Raw genomic sequence first — 18,158 nt, 5'->3', positions numbered from 1 at the left:
TAGGCGATACGAGCGCTATCAAAGATTTATCTTATAACACTCATTCACAGTGGCTTTATTATGACAATCCAAACTATGACGTCTCAAACTATAGCATCCCAAACGAAGAACGCCGAACCGATGACTTTTCAAGATTTAATCATGACCTTGCAGAATTATTGGGCGGATAAGGGCTGTGTTATCTTGCAGCCTTATGATATGGAAGTCGGCGCAGGTACCTTTCATACCGCAACATTTTTGCGCTCATTAGGTCCTGAGCGTTGGAATGCGGCTTACGTGCAGCCGTCACGTCGTCCAACCGATGGTCGCTATGGTGACAACCCAAACCGTTTGCAACATTATTATCAGTTTCAAGTAGTGCTAAAACCAAACCCGCCCAATATTCAAGAGCTATATTTAGGCTCACTTGAGGCGATTGGTATTGATCCATTGGTACATGATGTACGTTTTGTTGAGGACAATTGGGAATCACCCACGCTAGGCGCATGGGGACTTGGTTGGGAGATTTGGCTAAACGGTATGGAAGTGACGCAGTTTACCTATTTCCAGCAAGTGGGCGGCATTGAATGTTTCCCAGTGACAGGAGAGATTACTTACGGTCTTGAGCGCTTGGCGATGTATGTGCAAGGTGTCGATAGCGTTTATGATTTGGTTTGGGCAGATGGCGAATTTGGTCGTGTCACTTATGGTGATGTCTTCCATCAAAACGAAGTTGAGCAGTCAACCTATAACTTTGAACATGCTGATGTACCGATGATGGGGCAGATGTTCGATTTTTATGAGCAGCAAGCGGACAAATTGGTTGAAGCGGGCTTACCGTTACCAGCTTACGAGATGGTGCTAAAAGCATCGCATGCCTTTAACTTGCTCGATGCGCGCGGTGCAATTTCAGTGACCGAACGTCAGCGTTTTATCCTACGAGTACGTACGCTAGCACGTAAAGTCGCTATTGGTTATGTCGAAGCCCGTGCAAAATTAGGCTTCCCATTAGCAGATGAAGCCCATCGCCAAGCAGCGCTTGATAAGTATTTGCCAAAAGAAGGAACGCTTGAAAGTACAGAAAGCAATCAAGCTACTGGTAACAGCCAATCTACTAATAATAAATAGGAGCATCCCATGAGTACGATTTTATTTGAACTGGGGTGTGAAGAGCTACCTCCAAAAAGCTTAAAAACTTTACGTGACGCGCTACAAGCAAGCGTCACTGAGCAATTAAATGAATCAGATATTAGCTTCGACAGTATCAAAGCATTTGCGGCGCCGCGCCGTTTAGCGCTTCAGATTGAAGGCATTAGTGAGAAGCAGCCTGACCGTACTGAAGAAAAACGTGGCCCTGCGATTAAAGCGGCATTTGATGCCGAACGTAATCCTACCCGGGCTGCCATGGGCTTTGCGAAAGGCTTAGGTATCGAAGCTAGCGAGCTGACGATTATTAAAACCGATAAAGGTGATTACGTCGGTTACGTGCAAACGATTCAGGGTCAAGCAACTACTGAGCTGCTACCTGCCATTTTCCAAACCGCGCTTGATAATTTGCCAATTGCTAAGCGCATGCGTTCAGGCGCGAGCCGCAATGAATTTGTGCGTCCGGTACAGTGGGTAGTATTGATGCAGAATAGTACTGTCATTGATGCCACTATCCAAGGTCATCAGACGGGTAATCAAACGCGTGGTCATCGCTTCCATAGTCCTGAATATCATACGATTACTCATGCCAACGATTATGAGCAACTGCTTGATGGTTTAAAAGTGGTAGCAGATTTTGATAAGCGCCAAGCGTTTATTCATAATCAAGTTCAAGCGCTAGCAGCTGAAGTCAATGCTGATGCTATCGTACCGCAGAGTTTGTTAGATGAAGTTACCGCCTTGGTTGATTTCCCAATTGCGCTACGGGCAAGCTTTGAGCCGCGCTTTTTACAAGTGCCACAAGAAGCGCTTATCTCTACCATGCAAGCCGATCAAAAGTATTTTTGCTTAACGGATAAAGAAGGCAAATTGCAACCTTATTTTATTTTCATCACCAATATTCAATCTAAAGATGCTAATCAGATTATTGAAGGCAACGAGAAAGTTGTGCGTCCACGCTTAGCTGATGCAGAGTTTTTCTTCTTACAAGATCAAAAGCAGCCACTATTTGCGCTGACAGAAAGTCTTAAAACTCGCGTGTTCCAAGATAAGTTGGGTACGATTTGGGAGAAGTCTGAACGTATGGCTAAGCTTGCTGCCTTTATCGCGGCGTTGATGCAGCAGCAAGGTCAGCAGATTGATATCGATGAAACAGTACGTGCAGGCATTTTGTCCAAAGCAGATTTGGCAAGCTCGTTAGTTGGTGAATATCCTGAACTGCAAGGTATCGCTGGTACTTATTATGCGCGTCTAAATAATGAGCCTGAAGCGGTAGCAGCAGGTTTAGAAGAGCAGTATTTGCCTAAATTTAGCGGTGATGTATTACCAAAGACTGCAGTTGGGATTTGCTTAGCATTAGCGGATCGCCTAGATACGCTAGTGGGTATTTTTGCCATTGGTCAAGCGCCGACAGGTTCAAAAGATCCGTTCAGTCTACGTCGCTCAGCAATCGGTATCTTGCGCATCTTGATTGAAAAGCAGTTACCTATTAATTTAGTGGCGTTGGTCGAGCAAGCGATTAAAGGCTATAGCTCTGGCGACGGTAGCAAGATTGCCAAGATGGGTGATACCTTTACTCAAGTGATGGCATTTTTAAATTCGCGCTATCGGGCGATGTATACTGAGCAAGGCGTCAGCGTGGACACTATTCAAGCGGTACAGGCCATTAATCCACATATGCCGCTTGATTTTGATCAGCGTATTCGCGCCGTTCAAACGTTTAGTAAATTGCCACAAGCGTCGATGTTGGCAGATTCAAACAAGCGTGTTGCCAATATTCTAGCAAAATCTGAGGGCACAGTAGCCGATGAGGTTAATGCATCACTATTGACTGAAGCTGCTGAAAAGAATCTATATCAAACGGTACAACAAGCACAGTTTGATGTGAAGCCGTTACTCGAAACGGCGAACTATACGCAAGTACTGCAAACCTTGGTTAGTTTAGATGAGCCATTGACGCAGTTCTTCGCCGATGTAATGGTTAACAGTGAAGATGCGGCGCTTAAAGCCAATCGCTTAGCATTACTTAAGCAAGTTCGTGCTTTATTCTTGACAGTCGCTGATATTAGTGAGTTGCAATTATAATATTGTGAGCATAGTTACCACATCATCATGCAATTTTAAAAAAACTGGCTCAATGTAGCCAGTTTTTTATATGATATATTTTATATGACTATTATGAAGTGTTGCGTTTATAATGTATTCAGCCATATTTGAAGGAGCACTGCCGTGTCAGCCGTTATTATTATCATCCTCATTATCTGGGCTTCGATGTGGGGATTCTATAAGTTTATGTACCCGCGTGCGCCTAAAAGTATGATGCCAAAAAAAGGCGATGTCATTACACCGCGTCAGTGCGATTTTTGTGGCAATAGCTTGGCTGAGTATCGTGGCGTGCTTGAAAGCAGGGTCAGCGCTGAAACGATTGCTGCCAATAATGATACCGATGCTGATATAACGTCACAGAGTATTGATAAGTTAGCATCTGATGAGCTGTTCTTTTGTAATTATGAACACCAAGCAGATTTTCATGCTGGTAAAACATATCAATAAACAGTATAAAAAATTGCTTATCTTTTAATCATAAAAAACGCTTAGTTTATAAAACTAAGCGTTTGATACATTTACAAGCATCAAAAAACAGTACTGGCTTATAAAATGGAATGCGCGTCTTGGATGACTTTATTTAACAGAGCGACAGATTGCTTATCTTGCTGCGAGCGGTCTTCTTCATCTCTTTTATTAGTCTGAATTTTCTCATGTAAATTTAAGCAGCATAGTAGCAGTAAGCTTTCTTGGCTAAGACTTGGAGCGTTTCTTCTGAGATCTAGCACGTAATCATTGATATAAAAAACCGCGGCACGCAATTCTTCTTCTTCATGTACTGGGCAATAAATTGGATAAGTGATACCGGCAATTGCAATATCAACTTTTTTAATTTGTGGTTCAGCTGGGCGAGTAACGTTACTATCCGGTTTGGCAGCGCTATTCGATGCGTTTGATGTGAACGTTTTTGCTTGGTTCTTATCTACTGGATTAGTTTGCGCTTGAGTATTTTGTGACTGTTGTTCGCTGGTTTTTTTTAGGTCGTCGGTCATGATAAATCCTACAATGTCTGGTCAGTAAAGGGGAGGAGATAAGCGAGCATAATAAGCGCGTGCTAGCCTTCAGTTTGATCGATACGCGTTAGGCGTTGTAATACCACTTGTGTACGCTCAGCTGCCAATTCATTTTTCTTTTTTAGGTCGCTATTTTGCTGATTAATTTCGCTATACTGCTGTTTTAATTCATTATTATGCTGTTTTAGATCATGATTTTGTTGTTCTAATAGCTCAATCTGCTTATGTAATTTATCTTGTTCTTCACCAATCATATGGTGCGCTTCGGCTAGGCTTTGATAGCGCTTATCAAGATCACCAAATTGTTTTTTTGCGCCATCGCGTTCTGCATAGCTGCTATCTAGCTTGGTTTTTAAAGTAGCGAGCTCTTTTGGGTCGCTAATAGGCTGTTGCTTGAGGCTGCTAAGTTCAGCATTGACAAGCTGATACTGTTTTTTGATGTCGAGTATCATTTTTTCTAATATTCTAAGTTGGTCATACATGGTCAGTTTTTATCCTTAACAAGTAAGCGTAAATGAATTTTGTTGTCTGCGTTTAATAATGCCATAGGTGACCGCATAATATCTATACCAACAAAGTAATTGCCGACACTGGGCTTATTTATTTTTATCAGTAGCTGCCTTGTCGATGACAGCTGACATCGTGCTACATTTATTTTATCTGTAATATCAATTATTAGGACATCGAGTATGAATGACAATATCTCTGGTTGGAACACGTGGCTAAAGGCTTTTGACGACTGGACGGATGTGTCAGTCAGTGAGGTGCATGGCATGATGACAGGGCTGATGACCGCCTGCAATGCGCCTGATGAGCAAGTATGGGCCAAGGTATTTGAAGAGCTGAGCTTTGCGCCGCTACCGGATGAGGCGTTGACTTTATTGACTGAAGAGGCAGAAGATATTGTTTTTCAGCTAAAAGATAAAGAAGATGCTTATTCTTATATGCCGCTTGTGCCAGATGATGAACATGACTTATACGAGCGTGTGATGGCATTGAAACAGTGGGCGAATGGCTTTATGACTGGTTTTGGTATTACCGATTGCCGTTTAAGCAGCGAAGAAAATGAGATGCTAACCGATTTGGCTAAGATCGGCGCGATTCGTTTAGAAGATGACGAAGACTTTGAAGGCGGCGAAGAGTCTTATTTGTACATTTATGAGTTTGCACGTATGGTGCCAGTAAGCTTTGCCACTCGTGAGCGTAAAGCTGTGAAAGACATTGCCTTGATTGCTGGGCTTGCTATCGATGCTAAGACCACAAAAGAGCTGCAAGCAGAAGGCAAATTGCCAAAACTTATGCCACCAGTCATTGATGTCATGAATCAAAACAATCCATCATAGAAGAGTGTTATAAAGGAGACTTACATGATAACTGACAATGATATGAAACATTTACGCCGCTCTATTGAACTTGCTGCCGAAGCTTTAGAGGCGGGTGATGAACCGTTTGGTAGTGTGTTGGTCGATGGTGATGGTCAGGTATTGTGTGAAGATCGTAACCGCGCTAATAGCGTCGATGCCACCTATCATCCTGAGATTGCTGTTGCCCAGTGGGCGGCAAAGAATATGACGGCTGACGCACGTCAGCAAGCGGTCGTCTATACCTCAGGTGAACATTGTGCCATGTGTTCTGCCGCTCATGCGTGGGCAGGGCTTGGTCGTATTGTTTATGTCAGCTCATCAAAACAGCTAAATACATGGATGGAGGAGATGGGCGTCACGTCTTCATCACCGATTAACACGTTGGCGATTCAAGAAGTGGCGCCGAATGTGCCAGTTGAAGGTCCGATTGCAGGCTTGGATGAAGAAGTAAAAGCGCTGCAACAACGCGCATTTCAAAGAGATTAAACTCTTTACTCTTTTATTTTGGATGGTATTAAGGATGTCTTATGACGGTAGCAACTGATAATAAAAGTGTGGTTGACGCTAATTACCCTAAAAACAGCATCGACTGGTTAACAAGGTTGATTGCTTTTGATACGGTTAGCCGCCATTCAAATCTAGCATTGATTGAAGATGTGCAAAGCTATTGCGAGCAATTGGGCTTAACAGTAGATTTGACTTTTAATGACGCCAAAAATAAAGCCAATTTATTCGTGACGGTACCAGCAGGAGAAAATGCTGATAAAGTGGATAATGGTCTTGTGCTATCAGGGCATACGGATGTAGTACCAGTTGATGGTCAACAATGGACATCAGAGCCATTTACTGCGACGATTCGTGGTGATAAGCTCTATGGACGCGGCGCTTGCGACATGAAAGGTTTTATCGCTTGCGCGCTCACTTTATTACCAAAAGCGGTGGAGTTATCAAATAGTGGTCAGTTGCGTCGTCCATTGCATTTAGCGTTGTCCTTTGATGAAGAAGTCGGCTGTCTAGGTGCGCCACTGATTTTGGCGGACTTAAAAGCACGCGGTATCACCCCTGATTATTGTATCGTTGGTGAGCCGACCAATATGGCGATGGTCGTTGCACATAAAGGTATTGCTGTTTATCGTTGCCGCGTACATGGCAAATCTGCGCACTCATCATTGACTGCTCAAGGTATTAACGCTATCAGTTATGCCAGCCGCTTAATTGGTTATGTCGATAACTTGGCTGAAGAAATTAGCAAACGTGACGATAATGACATGCTGTTTGATGTTCCGTATTCAACATTGTCTGTCGGCACCATACAAGGCGGTACAGCGACCAATATCGTGCCCAATCTATGCGAGTTCACCTTTGATTATCGTAATCTGCCACATATGACGCAGGACGATATTCTGCTACCTATTCAAGCAAAAATTGCAGAACTAAGTGCACAAATGCAAGCGCGCGCGCCAGAAACCGGCATTGAGCTGATGCAAGAAGAACGCGTACCAGCAATGACCGATAGCGATAGTGCCGAGCTACAAGCACTAATAGCCGCACTGACGGGTGATGATAAGCGCCATAAAGTCGCTTATGCAACCGAAGGCGGACAGTTTACTAATAGCGGTATTCCAACCATTATCTGTGGTCCTGGCAGTATTGAGCAGGCACATAAAGCTGATGAATATGTCGCGCTTAGTGAGATTGAGCGCTGCGATAGCTTCTTACAGCGGTTATTGGTGAGTTGTACGGCGGATAAATAAACCGCAGACTTCGGTCTTAGTTGGTACAAAATGCACCGTCTTTATGGCGGTGTTTATTTTTTCGTGTAGTCAATTAATTTTAAATAAGACAGTAGGGGTTGGTTGATGTCTTGGCATCTGTTGGCGGTATTTTTTGCAAGTACGTTTTTTATCTCAGCGACACCGGGTCCGAATATGCTACTGGCATTTCAATATGGACTTAACTACGGTGTTAAGCGCACCTTATGGACGCTGGCAGGTCTGAGTCTTGGGCTGTTTATATTGCTACTCTCTACACTGCTTGGACTCGATGTTATCAGTCGCCAGTTACCTTGGTTACTTACTATCATCAAAGCAGTCGGTGCTATTTATCTTATCTATTTAGGTATTGCCTCATGGCGCGATAGTGGTAGTGATAGCAGCTTAATGAATGACGCCAATACGATGAGCGAGGAGGTTAGCGTAGAGTTGGCAAGGAGCTCTAATTGCCCTGATAATATCCAGCAACCTGATAAACTTAAGCCGCGCTCGCTCTCTAGTGCAGCGGTCAAAATGTCACCTAGTAATGCTATGCTATTTCGCACAGGAATGTGGGTATCACTCTCTAATCCAAAAGCGATTTTATTTTTTGCCGCCTTTTTTCCTAAATTTATCAATTTTAGTGCGCCGCTCTGGCCACAATACATAATGCTCACCTTAGGGCTGTTTTTAAGTGAGACGATTTGGCAGATAGTATATACATTAGGCGGCAAAAAGCTGGCAGGTTGGTTGGATATTGGTGACAGATTAGCATGGCTTAATCGTGGCTGCGGCGTGATATTTATATTAATTGCAGCGGCTTTATTGGCTGACGTATTAAATAGTGTTCTAATTTAAAAATCGCTATTATCTATTCATATAAAGATTAATATTTAGTCATAAAAAAGTCGTTCACTATCAAATAGTGAACGACTTTTATTGATTACTCAAAATCATTTTTGCAGGTGTTAAGCAAGCACTTCGATTAACTCGCCTTTTACCATATGTGGACTCACAAAGTCAGTCACGCGTACGCTAACGATTTTACCAAGTAACTCGTCCATTTTATCAATATCATAAGGGAACATCACCGTACGAGTATTATCTGCCGTACCGATTAAGCAGTCAGGATGACGATTGGCGACTTGTTCAACTAATACGCGAGTCGTCGTACCGACCATCTCATGGGTTTTTGCAAGTGTTGAGTCAATAATCACTTGCTGAAATTCCGCCAAGCGCTCTTTCTTAGTTTTAAAGCTTACATCATCAGGCAGTTCTGCTGCTGGCGTACCAGGGCGCTTAGAGTAAATAAAGCTATAAGAATGATCAAAGTTCAATTCTTTTGCTAGATTTAAGGTATCTTGGAAATCTTGATCGGTTTCTCCAGGGAAGCCGATGATAAAGTCACTGGATAAATGGATATCAGGGCGTACCGCTTTTAGCTTGTCAATTTGAGTGATATAAACATCAATGGTATGGTTGCGTTTCATCGCCGCCAAGATAGCGTTTGAGCCACTCTGCACGGGTAGATGTAAGTGTGATACCAGCTCTGGTAATTGCGCATAGGCGTCAATGATATCATCAGTGAACTCTAGCGGATGGCTAGTAGTATAACGAATGCGTTCAACGCCATCGACGTGAGAGACATAATGCAATAACTCTGCGAAGCGGCAAATACTGCCGTCATCTTTTTCGCCGCGATAGCCGTTGACGTTTTGACCAAGTAGGTTTATTTCACGCACGCCTTGTGCCGCTAAGCTATCAATTTCAGCCAATACATCATCAAGTGGACGTGATAATTCTTCACCGCGGGTATAAGGTACCACGCAGAATGAGCAATACTTTGAGCAGCCTTCCATGATAGAGACAAAGGCTTTAAACCCTTCTACTCTTGGTTCTGGCAAGAAGTCAAATTTTTCGATACTAGGGAAGGATACATCGACTGTACCGATACGGTTTTTAGGTGCAATCTCACGTTGCTGGTGTGATTGGTCATACAATTCTGGCAAACGGTGCAAGGTTTGTGGACCGAATACCATATCGACATGAGGCGCGCGCTTTTGGATATTATCGCCTTCTTGTGAGGCGACGCAACCACCCACACCGATAACCAAATCAGGACGCTTTTCTTTTAATTTGCGCCAGCGACCCAACTCTGAAAAGACTTTTTCTTGCGCTTTTTCACGAATGGAGCAGGTGTTCATTAATAGCACATCAGCTTCGTCAATATCATGGGTGACTTCCATACCGTGTGAATCGCCAAGCACATCAAGCATTTTGCTTGAGTCATAAACGTTCATCTGACAGCCTTGAGTGGTGATAAACACTTTTTTAGTCGTCGATTTTACCAGTGCTTGGGCTAAACTTAGTTCTTCGAGTGCCGTGACGGTTGGTGCTTTAATAGTGGTATCAGCGATAGTAGCGTCATCGATGCGCGGATTAAATACAGTAACACTCATAAGGATAAGTCCATGATTGACTAAAAGTATAGCGGGCTAGGCGATTAACAGGTGGCGTATTTTATCACAACCCTGCGCTAATGGGAAAAGTTAGCGTCGGTTGATCATGATAAGTTTGTTATATTATTTATAATACTATCAATTGCTTATCGATGATTATTTGGTTATAACTAAGAGGTGTTATGATTGATAATGTTTTGTGCGTGATAACACTTGCGTGTTACCCGCTGCTATCCACTTTATTAACGAAAAGTAAAGCTGATGGTTGAATGTGCAACGAGTATAGTATGATGAATGACACCTTATTAGCGTTATTGAATAAATGACAATTTCTAGCTGTCTAAAATTTCTTTTTAGCATAATTTTATTAAAAATGATCTTTAAGACCTATTATAAAAGAGAGTCAGTATGACAAAGCCGCAGGTTGCTCCTGATATGCTTGTTAAGCAAACCCGTCAAGATGAGATGTATAAGAGGTCTAAGAAGATGATATTTAAAAGAAGCGCGCTAAGTGTTGCCACGGCAGTAGGGGTCTTGGGCTTGTCGCAAGCTGCCTTTGCAGAATTGACTTGGGGCGAGAGCGGCAGCTATCAGCAAGAAGGCAACTTCCCAGTAGAGCAATACCAGCCAGCTGGCTATCAACCAAATAGTCAGTCAAACAGCTCGCAAACAAATAGTTTCTCTCAAAACAATTCTCAGCAGAACGATGCTTATCAAGTAGATAGCGGCGCAGGTTCTTTTACAGCAGCAGCAATCGCCGCAGAACGCGGTGATGTCAATGCCTTGTATAACTATGAGCAGTCGATGAGCGGTGGCTTATTTGCCATGTATCCTACTTACTGGCGGATGAATCTAGATCTGAATTCACAAAGTCCTGCGGCAGTTTCGCAGTTCGTGCGCCAATACCCAGATACGGTTATGGCAGAAAAACTCGCTGCTGACTTTGCCGAAACCAAAGCGGGTTCAAATGATTATGCCGCCGTACGACAAGTGGCGAATTTGATTACCAATGCGGATGCCAGTGAGAAGTGCGCCGTTGCTCTTGGGTTTAATAATGGCGGTGATACCATGCGTGCGATGGCATCGAAGTCTGATGTGTGGTTGACCACCAAAAAACAGCCTGCCCTCTGTGATCAGCTAGCGCTTGAGATGAATAACAACGCCCTGATTAGCAATCCAGAGAGAGTCTCGCGCCTTAAACGTATGCTTCGTAAAGGTAAAACAGGCGATATCATGGCGCTGTCATCAAAGTTGGGAATACCTATTCCTTATGCCTCATTGAGTGAGATTCAGCTCAATCCATCATCGTTTTTTAGCCGTTTTGCTCGTGAGCCTGCAAGCCAAACCAATCAATATTTGTACCTTTATGCGATGGGGCGTGTCGCCGAAAAGTCTTATCGTGAGGCAGCATTGCAGTTGGATTTTGATATTAAGCAAGACAATCAGCGTTCAGCGAAATTATTGACTGATGATACCCGCCGCGCAGTCTATCGTACCCTTGGTGTACAGCGTATGAATCACAATACTGATGATGGCTTTAACGTTGAAGCCGTCGACTGGTTCCGTAATAGCTTAGACAATGACTTTAGTTTTGAAGAAGCGGAATATTATGCCATGGCAGCGATTCGTTTTAGTCGTTGGGACGATGTGGTCGAAGCTATCTCAAGAATGGATGCTGACAGCCAAAAATCTAATCAATGGCAGTACTGGCTAGCGCGCGCTTATGAGCAGTCAAACGATACTAAGAAGCGTAATACCGCGAAGAAAATGTACCAAAACATTGCCAAAAGTAATGAGTACTATGGGCTGATGGCAAAAGATAAAATCGGTCAGCGTTTTGATGCTAGTCGTTTAGGCGGCAGTAATTTGCCTAATGTCAGTAGCGCAGATCGTGCTCGGGTTATGCAGAATCCGCATTTTGCTCGTGCCTTTGCGTTATATAATGCTGATGCCAGCCGAGCCTATGCCAATCGTGAGTGGAACTGGGCGGTCAAAAAAGCACGTGATAGCCGTGATGAAAAATTAATCATTGCCGCCGCGCGTCAAGCTTATGACATGGGCTGGCTCGACCGTGCAATATATGCAATTGATAATACCGATAATGTAAACAGCGTTGCCATATCGCATCCAATGCCGCATCAAAGCGCTGTCGTTCGTCACAGTCAGTCTGCTGGTATCGATCCTGCTTGGGCATATGGCATTATGCGTCAAGAAAGCCGATTTGTAGCCTCTGCACGCTCAAATGTTGGCGCAAGTGGACTGATGCAAGTGATGCCAGATACGGCAAAATATATCGCCCGTAATTTGGGTGAGACTTATAGTGCAAGTCGTGCTAATAGTGGCGATACCAATATCCGTTATGGTACGTGGTATATGGGTGATATTTTTGGCAAGTTAAATAGCCAGCCTGTATTGGCAACGGCAGGCTATAATGCTGGTCCAAACAATGCCAAACGTTGGCAGCCAAGCTATGGCTCGCTGGCAGCTGATCAATACGTTGAATCGATTGCTTTTCCTGAAACTCGTAATTACGTGAAACATGTGATGGAAAATGCGACCATTTATAGCAGCTTATTGGGTCGTGACCAGCCAATAAGCCAACGTATGGGTACTGTATTTGCCGCATTCTAGTCACTATCAGTTTAATATGACTCAATCTAAAAAACTATTAATCTTAAAAGGTTAGTGGTTTTTTTATAGCGCTGATTTGGTATTTATGATTTGCCTGCTTCAATAAGTACATCGTTCCGTAATAAAGCTATTTAATAATATTCAAGAAACGCGATATAGCCATCATGGCATGTTTACGTTTTTGCTATAGATTAAAAGATTTTTTTTGCTACCATTGCTCTAATTATGAGTTGTTTTTTTAAAGTATCTGTAGTGTTGTCATTCGATATTTTGGGTTTGATGGTTTAAGATGACTGCTATTGCCCAACTTGATCAACACCTTACCTTCTTGTGATATAAAAATATCTCAATCTGCCCATATCGGTGCTTATTAGGCATCGATTATTTCTTCAAACCAAGGTGGGCTTGATGCCAAAAACAGTGATGCCAGAGTATCGAAGTCAGAATATGATGAATCAACCGCGTAATACGAAAGGCTATACGGCTATTAGTATCGCTACCTTGTTACTGATGCAAGGGGTGATAGTAATGTCTGCTCAAGCGGCTAATGCGAGCAGAACTGGTCAGCGTGTGCTGATGATTGAGATGACGCCGGCATTATGTAACTTGCAACCGACGCGGTCGCGTATGCGTCAGTGTTTAGAAGGCTATTCTTTGACGGTATCTGGTTTGGATATGGGTTATGGTAAGCGCTGTGGACGTGGTAGCGAGCCGCGCTTAACGCCGCTACAGCTAAAAGTCGTTAACCGTATCATGCCCGATACTACTGTGCGTACTCAAGCGTGGCAACGTTATGGTGCTTGTAGCCCGTTAAGCGCTAGCAATTATTTCCGCCAAATTACCAATTATGCCGGCGCTCTAAAGCTGCCAAATGAGCTGAATACTGGCAATAGTTATACGGTGTTAAAATCTCGTTTTATTGGGCAGATGACCAGCCTAAATAAAGGGATGTCGCCTGCCAGTGTCGATTTAATTTGCCAAGCAGGGACGCAGCGTCAAATGATACTGACAGATGTGCATGTTTGTTATGAAGGCAGTGAATTTGCCAATTGTCATAATGTCGTAGACAATTGTGGCAGTAAATTTGTTATTTCAGGCGGTAAATAGTACGCCTTTATCCTATCTGATTATTTCTCCTTTCATATCCGCTTTTGCCTTTCATCTTCCTATCCTGCTATATTTATTGTCGCTATTTTATCGTATAAAATGTAACAATATAGTTGGGGATAGGTTTCTTGCTTTACCTAGACGCTGGATAGGCGCAGGTGCTACACTAGCTCTCGGTTCATGACTACTATATTCATCGAGTAAGTATTCAGCAAGTAAGTCGCTATCTAAATCGATAATCACCAATTAGAATCGTGAATTATCTAATCAATAATTAGGGAGTATTCAATGTCAATGAAACAGCCTGTACGCGTTGCCGTGACTGGTGCCGCTGGTAATATCAGCTATGCTATGTTATTTCGTATTGCTTCTGGTGAAATGCTAGGTAAAGATCAGCCAGTGATTCTGCAATTACTTGAAATCGCTCCAGCACTCGACGCCCTAAAGGGTGTGGTCATGGAATTAGAAGACTGTGCATTCCCTCTATTAGCAGGTATCGTACAAACTGATGATGCCACGGTTGCTTTTAAAGACGTCGATTATGCATTACTGGTAGGCTCACGCCCTCGTGGTCCTGGTATGGAACGTAAAGATTTGCTAGAAGCCAACGCTGCGATTTTCTCAGCGCAAGGTAAGGCATTGAATGACGTTGCAAGCCGTGATGTAAAAGTATTGGTCGTCGGTAACCCTGCTAACACCAACGCTGTTATCGCTCAACGTAACGCACCAGATTTAGACCCGCGTAACTTCACTGCCATGACTCGTTTGGATCACAATCGTGCAATGGCACAGTTGGCTGGTAAAACTGACAGCACCGTTAACGACGTGAAAAAAATGATCATCTGGGGCAACCATTCATCAACTCAGTATCCTGATTTGACTGCTTGCACCGTAAACGGTAAGCCAGCTTTAGATTTAGTTGATCGTGACTGGTACGAAGCAACTTATATCCCAGAAGTACAGCAACGCGGCGCGGCAATCATTAAAGCTCGCGGTGCATCATCTGCGGCCTCTGCTGCGAATGCTGCTATTGCACACGTACGCACGTGGGTAATGGGTACCGATGATAACGATTGGGTATCTATGGGTGTCTATTCAAACGGTGAGTACGGTATTTCTAAAGGTTTGATTTACTCATTCCCAGTGACTTGTGCTAACGGCGATTGGTCTATCGTTGCTGACGTTGATGTGTCATCAGCATTCTCGAAAGAGAAAATGGCAGCGACTGAGCAAGAGCTTAGTGAAGAGCGTGATGCAGTAGCGCACTTACTACCGTAAGCTTTTAGCCTACGATAATATTAGGGCTGTTTATTTTCAGCACTAAGTAAAAAGCCCTCATTTATTATGAGGGCTTTTTTTGTTTGAATTTTGGTGTATGGTTAGTATATTTTATGGATAATTAGCTTGCTTATACAGCTTATTTTTCCCCAATATTTAAAGGTTAATACAATTGATAACGTTAGATAAACGTTGATTAACAGCTATTAGCATAAAGCTTGCTACAATAAATGGGTACATTTAAATAATAAGCATAAGCAAATTTTTGCCATTTAAGGAGAAAGTGCATGTTAGGCGAACCTGAATATAATATGAATGAGCTGTTTGCTCAGTTGGGTCTTGATAGCTCGGATGAAGCAATTGATCACTTTATTGAAAACAATCAATTGGCAAAAGAAGAAAAATTGATAGAAGCGAGTATTTGGAATGATAACCAACGTATGTTCCTGCAAGAAGAATGGGAAAAAGATGCGGCTTGGGTAGAGGTGATTGATGATTTGAATGTTCGTTTGCACCCACATACGTAAGTTGCCAGCTAGGTATTAGTATTAACTTGATAATGAAAAATGAGTGGCTAATAAGTCAGCCATTAAGAAACTCACGACCTTTCAAGGTTGTGGGTTTCTATTTATCAAGTGGTTGCTTAAAATAGTTATTGATTGTCAATTTATTTGCTTTGCCCACCATTCAATCAATTGTTGCACATCATGATGAATGCCTTCTTTTAACGCAGCCAAACTTTCGTAATGACGCTCGCCATGCAAATAATGTAAAAAACGCACCTGCAAATTTAGATCATATAAGTCAGCTTCTAACTCTGGAAAATGTACTTCCAAACGCCATTCATGTTTTTTGTCGACAGAAGGTCTAGTGCCGATATTGGCAGTACCAAATAGACTATTTGCCCGCAAACCTGCTATACCTTTCATATCATTATCTGCACGTTTGACTAAACCATCTGGTATAACATTACCATCTTCATCAAGCCTGACGACATCAACTGCAAAAATACCGTGTAAGGCAGGTTTGATGCGCTTTAAGTCAATATTGGCAGTCGGGAAGTCCAGTGTTCGACCAATTTTATCGCCGCCAACGACTGTGCCAGTTATGGCATAATCTCTCCCAAGTAACGCATTAGCAGCATCGATATCCCCTGCCAACAATAAATCTCGAATACGAGTAGAACTGATACGCGCCGCTTTATGACTGCTATCTGTGACCGTCTCTAGGTTGGTCACATGCAGCCCATAATCACGCAAAAACTGACTGTCACCGCTACGATCATGACCAAATTTAAAATCATCACCCAATACTAAGGCTTGTACATTTAAACGCTTTGCTAAAATATCTGCAAATGACTGTGCTGATAACGAGCGAAATTCGTTATCAAAGCTTGCGACAATTAAGGTTTCAACGCCATATTCTGCTAGCAAGGCTTGCTTTTCGGCAAGATTGGTTAAGCGGGCAGGAGCGCTAGCTGGTGCAAAGAACTCTCGTGGCTGCGGCTCAAATATCATCACAGCAGCGCTAAGTTTACGCGCATGTGCAAGTGTCCGAACTTGAGTAAGCATCGCTTGATGGCCTAAATGTACGCCATCGAAGTTACCGATAGTAAGTACGCAAGGCGCTAGATCGGCTGGGCTAGTATTGGCAGGCAGATCGCTTGGCGATGCCATCAATTGCTCAAGAAAATAGGTGTTCATAAATTTTCAGCTATGATAGATAAGACCAGATAAAAAGTAAAAAAACACTTCTATATTTAAAATCGAGGCGTTTAAAGTCAGCCATTATAAAGTAAAATAGCCATACTAACATCCTATAGTCTGTTGCTAATTAAATGAGGGCAGCAGCAACTTTAACTCTTATTACTTTTAAGTGGTTCAGTTTTATCGTTGAGCAGTAGATCGACAATAAAGCTCTCAATTAAAATGCTTAATAATTTATCGTTTGTGCTGCACCGAGCGTTTAAACATTGCTATCAACTATCGTTATTAATCACGGAAATTTTATGTCTGCAATTACCTCAAATGCGATATTATCTATTTTGTCTAAGAATCACCTCACTGATCAATTTATTGTCCAGCGCGCAAGTGACGAAGACTTGTCTGAGATTTTGGTTATTTATAACCAAAGTATTGCGGGTAAGCAGGCGACTGCCAATCTTGAGCCAGTGACTCATGAAGAGCGTGCAGCTTGGTTTGCAGAACATATTGATAGTGCAACGCGACCTATTTATGTCGTTAAAGCAGTAGATAAGGCTGTTAATAGTGATAAACAAAGAGAATGTTCGTCAATCGTCGCTTGGGGCAGCTTTAGTGATTTGTATGCGCGTCCGGCTTATCATATTAGTAGCGAGATTAGCATTTATATTCATAACGACTATCATGGTCAAGGGCTAGGTAGCTTATTGGTTCGTTGGATGTTGCAGCAAGCACCAAGTTTAGGTATTCATAATGTCGCTGCGCTTATTTTTGCCCACAACCAGCCAAGCTTGGGATTATTTGGTAAGCTTGGCTTTGAGCAATGGGGCTTGATGCCAAAAGTCTGTGATATGGATGGGTTTATCGCTGATGTGGTGATCCTAGGTAAAAGTGTCATAGATAATGACAATAATAGCTAAGATAACTACTGCCACATTCCTGCTTTACGCCAGATTTTTTAGCCCAATATTTTCCATTCGCCATTAATTTTTTGCAGCTCATAAGCCAAAGGTGCAGGCTCACTTTGACCTTTTAATCTTAGCTCACCTGTGACGGTGGCTTTGGTTTTATCGCTATTGTACTTGGTATCAATAATAGTGACGGCTTCAACTGTCTGCTTAAAGGCAAACTGGGTATTTTTCAACTCTTCAGCGAAATTTTCCATATCGACTTTATAGTATGTCGCCGCTTTTTTAACGTCGCCATAATATAAAGTATCAAGCGCCAATTTCACGGTATTTTCTGGCGTACCTGCTTCGGTTCGATTGGTTAATATACTTGGCTCTTTTACAGCAGCTGCGATAGGACTGATATCGTGACTAACAATGTCGGTATCTGTTTTAGCTGTAGTATTTTCTTCTTCTATACTATTAACATCAGCATTAGCTGCGACATCATCCGTACTCTTAGCAGTCTCTACGGCAGATGAAATATCTGTCGTTTCGTTCGCTGGCTTGGTCTCTACATTATCACTATTGCTACAACCACTTATCAGCAATCCAGTACTCAATAGAGAAAAGCCAAGTAAACCAGTCGCAACAATCTTAGGTAAGCGTCGGGCGTTAAGCTGCTGAGTTGTCATATAAAACCTTAATAGTGAGTGATTGAACAATGAGCTATTATG

At 42.7% G+C, this 18,158-nt stretch carries 17 protein-coding genes; 12 read left to right on the top strand and 5 right to left on the bottom strand.

The window, feature by feature from the left end; genetic code table 11:
* Positions 1 to 120: 120 nt before the first annotated feature.
* The 3 genes from glyQ to ACMHKH_RS03730 all read left to right on the top strand — a co-directional run bounded on the left by glyQ (position 121) and on the right by ACMHKH_RS03730 (position 3,678).
* Positions 121 to 1,107, top strand: coding sequence for a glycine--tRNA ligase subunit alpha (gene glyQ / locus ACMHKH_RS03740; protein WP_413519402.1), 987 nt, complete (start codon positions 121 to 123; stop codon positions 1,105 to 1,107).
* 9 nt (positions 1,108 to 1,116) lie between these two features.
* Positions 1,117 to 3,210 carry a glycine--tRNA ligase subunit beta gene (glyS, locus tag ACMHKH_RS03735; protein ID WP_413519324.1) on the top strand — a complete coding sequence of 698 codons (2,094 nt, stop codon included), beginning with the start codon at positions 1,117 to 1,119 and terminating at the stop codon, positions 3,208 to 3,210.
* A 144-nt stretch (positions 3,211 to 3,354) separates the two neighbouring features.
* Positions 3,355 to 3,678, top strand: a complete 324-nt coding sequence (locus tag ACMHKH_RS03730) for a hypothetical protein (RefSeq protein ID WP_413519323.1) — start codon at positions 3,355 to 3,357, stop codon at positions 3,676 to 3,678.
* 98 nt (positions 3,679 to 3,776) lie between these two features.
* On the opposite strand, the gene ACMHKH_RS03725 is transcribed toward ACMHKH_RS03730, so the two are convergent.
* Both ACMHKH_RS03725 and ACMHKH_RS03720 read right to left on the bottom strand, forming a co-directional pair.
* Positions 3,777 to 4,223 (bottom strand): cell division protein ZapA, encoded by a 447-nt coding sequence (locus ACMHKH_RS03725; protein ID WP_413519322.1) that lies wholly within the window; start codon positions 4,221 to 4,223, stop codon positions 3,777 to 3,779.
* A 62-nt stretch (positions 4,224 to 4,285) separates the two neighbouring features.
* Entirely contained in the window at positions 4,286 to 4,726 is a 441-nt protein-coding gene (locus tag ACMHKH_RS03720; protein WP_413519321.1) for a hypothetical protein, read from the bottom strand.
* A 207-nt stretch (positions 4,727 to 4,933) separates the two neighbouring features.
* On the opposite strand from ACMHKH_RS03720, the gene ACMHKH_RS03715 reads away from it, so the two are divergent.
* The 4 genes from ACMHKH_RS03715 (at position 4,934) to ACMHKH_RS03700 (ending at position 8,217) form a co-directional block, all read left to right on the top strand.
* Positions 4,934 to 5,587, top strand: a complete 654-nt coding sequence (locus tag ACMHKH_RS03715; protein ID WP_413519320.1) for a UPF0149 family protein — start codon at positions 4,934 to 4,936, stop codon at positions 5,585 to 5,587.
* Positions 5,588 to 5,611: 24 nt separating this feature from the next.
* A complete protein-coding gene (locus ACMHKH_RS03710) occupies positions 5,612 to 6,094 on the top strand; it encodes a nucleoside deaminase (protein ID WP_413519319.1) in 483 nt (160 codons plus the stop codon).
* A 41-nt stretch (positions 6,095 to 6,135) separates the two neighbouring features.
* Complete coding sequence (gene argE / locus ACMHKH_RS03705; RefSeq protein WP_413519318.1) at positions 6,136 to 7,362, top strand: acetylornithine deacetylase; 1,227 nt, start codon at positions 6,136 to 6,138, stop codon at positions 7,360 to 7,362.
* Between the two features lie 105 nt (positions 7,363 to 7,467).
* A complete protein-coding gene (locus ACMHKH_RS03700) occupies positions 7,468 to 8,217 on the top strand; it encodes a LysE family translocator (protein ID WP_413519317.1) in 750 nt (249 codons plus the stop codon).
* A 110-nt stretch (positions 8,218 to 8,327) separates the two neighbouring features.
* On the opposite strand, the gene miaB is transcribed toward ACMHKH_RS03700, so the two are convergent.
* On the bottom strand, positions 8,328 to 9,818 hold the full coding sequence (gene miaB, locus ACMHKH_RS03695; RefSeq protein ID WP_413519316.1) for a tRNA (N6-isopentenyl adenosine(37)-C2)-methylthiotransferase MiaB: 1,491 nt from the start codon (positions 9,816 to 9,818) through the stop codon (positions 8,328 to 8,330).
* 408 nt (positions 9,819 to 10,226) lie between these two features.
* Here miaB and ACMHKH_RS03690 point away from each other — a divergent pair, with 408 nt between their 5' ends.
* The 4 genes from ACMHKH_RS03690 to ACMHKH_RS03675 all read left to right on the top strand — a co-directional run bounded on the left by ACMHKH_RS03690 (position 10,227) and on the right by ACMHKH_RS03675 (position 15,361).
* Positions 10,227 to 12,449 (top strand): transglycosylase SLT domain-containing protein, encoded by a 2,223-nt coding sequence (locus ACMHKH_RS03690; RefSeq protein ID WP_413519315.1) that lies wholly within the window; start codon positions 10,227 to 10,229, stop codon positions 12,447 to 12,449.
* A 408-nt stretch (positions 12,450 to 12,857) separates the two neighbouring features.
* Positions 12,858 to 13,556, top strand: coding sequence for a ribonuclease T2 (locus ACMHKH_RS03685; RefSeq protein ID WP_413519314.1), 699 nt, complete (start codon positions 12,858 to 12,860; stop codon positions 13,554 to 13,556).
* A gap of 294 nt (positions 13,557 to 13,850) precedes the next feature.
* Positions 13,851 to 14,834 carry a malate dehydrogenase gene (locus ACMHKH_RS03680; protein ID WP_413519401.1) on the top strand — a complete coding sequence of 328 codons (984 nt, stop codon included), beginning with the start codon at positions 13,851 to 13,853 and terminating at the stop codon, positions 14,832 to 14,834.
* A 287-nt stretch (positions 14,835 to 15,121) separates the two neighbouring features.
* Positions 15,122 to 15,361 carry a DUF2789 domain-containing protein gene (locus ACMHKH_RS03675; protein WP_413519313.1) on the top strand — a complete coding sequence of 80 codons (240 nt, stop codon included), beginning with the start codon at positions 15,122 to 15,124 and terminating at the stop codon, positions 15,359 to 15,361.
* A 135-nt stretch (positions 15,362 to 15,496) separates the two neighbouring features.
* Here the strand turns inward: ACMHKH_RS03675 and ribF are convergent, their stop codons facing one another.
* Complete coding sequence (gene ribF, locus ACMHKH_RS03670; RefSeq protein WP_413519400.1) at positions 15,497 to 16,510, bottom strand: bifunctional riboflavin kinase/FAD synthetase; 1,014 nt, start codon at positions 16,508 to 16,510, stop codon at positions 15,497 to 15,499.
* Positions 16,511 to 16,842: 332 nt separating this feature from the next.
* On the opposite strand from ribF, the gene ACMHKH_RS03665 reads away from it, so the two are divergent.
* Positions 16,843 to 17,454: an N-acetyltransferase family protein gene (locus ACMHKH_RS03665; protein ID WP_413519312.1), complete on the top strand. Its 612-nt coding sequence runs from the start codon at positions 16,843 to 16,845 to the stop codon at positions 17,452 to 17,454.
* 38 nt (positions 17,455 to 17,492) lie between these two features.
* On the opposite strand, the gene ACMHKH_RS03660 is transcribed toward ACMHKH_RS03665, so the two are convergent.
* The gene (locus ACMHKH_RS03660; protein WP_413519311.1) at positions 17,493 to 18,116 is read right to left on the bottom strand and encodes a hypothetical protein; all 624 of its coding nucleotides are present in this window, start codon (positions 18,114 to 18,116) and stop codon (positions 17,493 to 17,495) included.
* Positions 18,117 to 18,158 lie beyond the last annotated feature (42 nt).

The organism is Psychrobacter glacincola, assembly GCF_965118485.1.
GTDB lineage: Bacteria > Pseudomonadota > Gammaproteobacteria > Pseudomonadales > Moraxellaceae > Psychrobacter > Psychrobacter glacincola_D.
The sequence above is the reverse complement of the archived record's forward strand: the minus strand, read 5'-3'. Positions and strand labels throughout refer to the sequence as shown.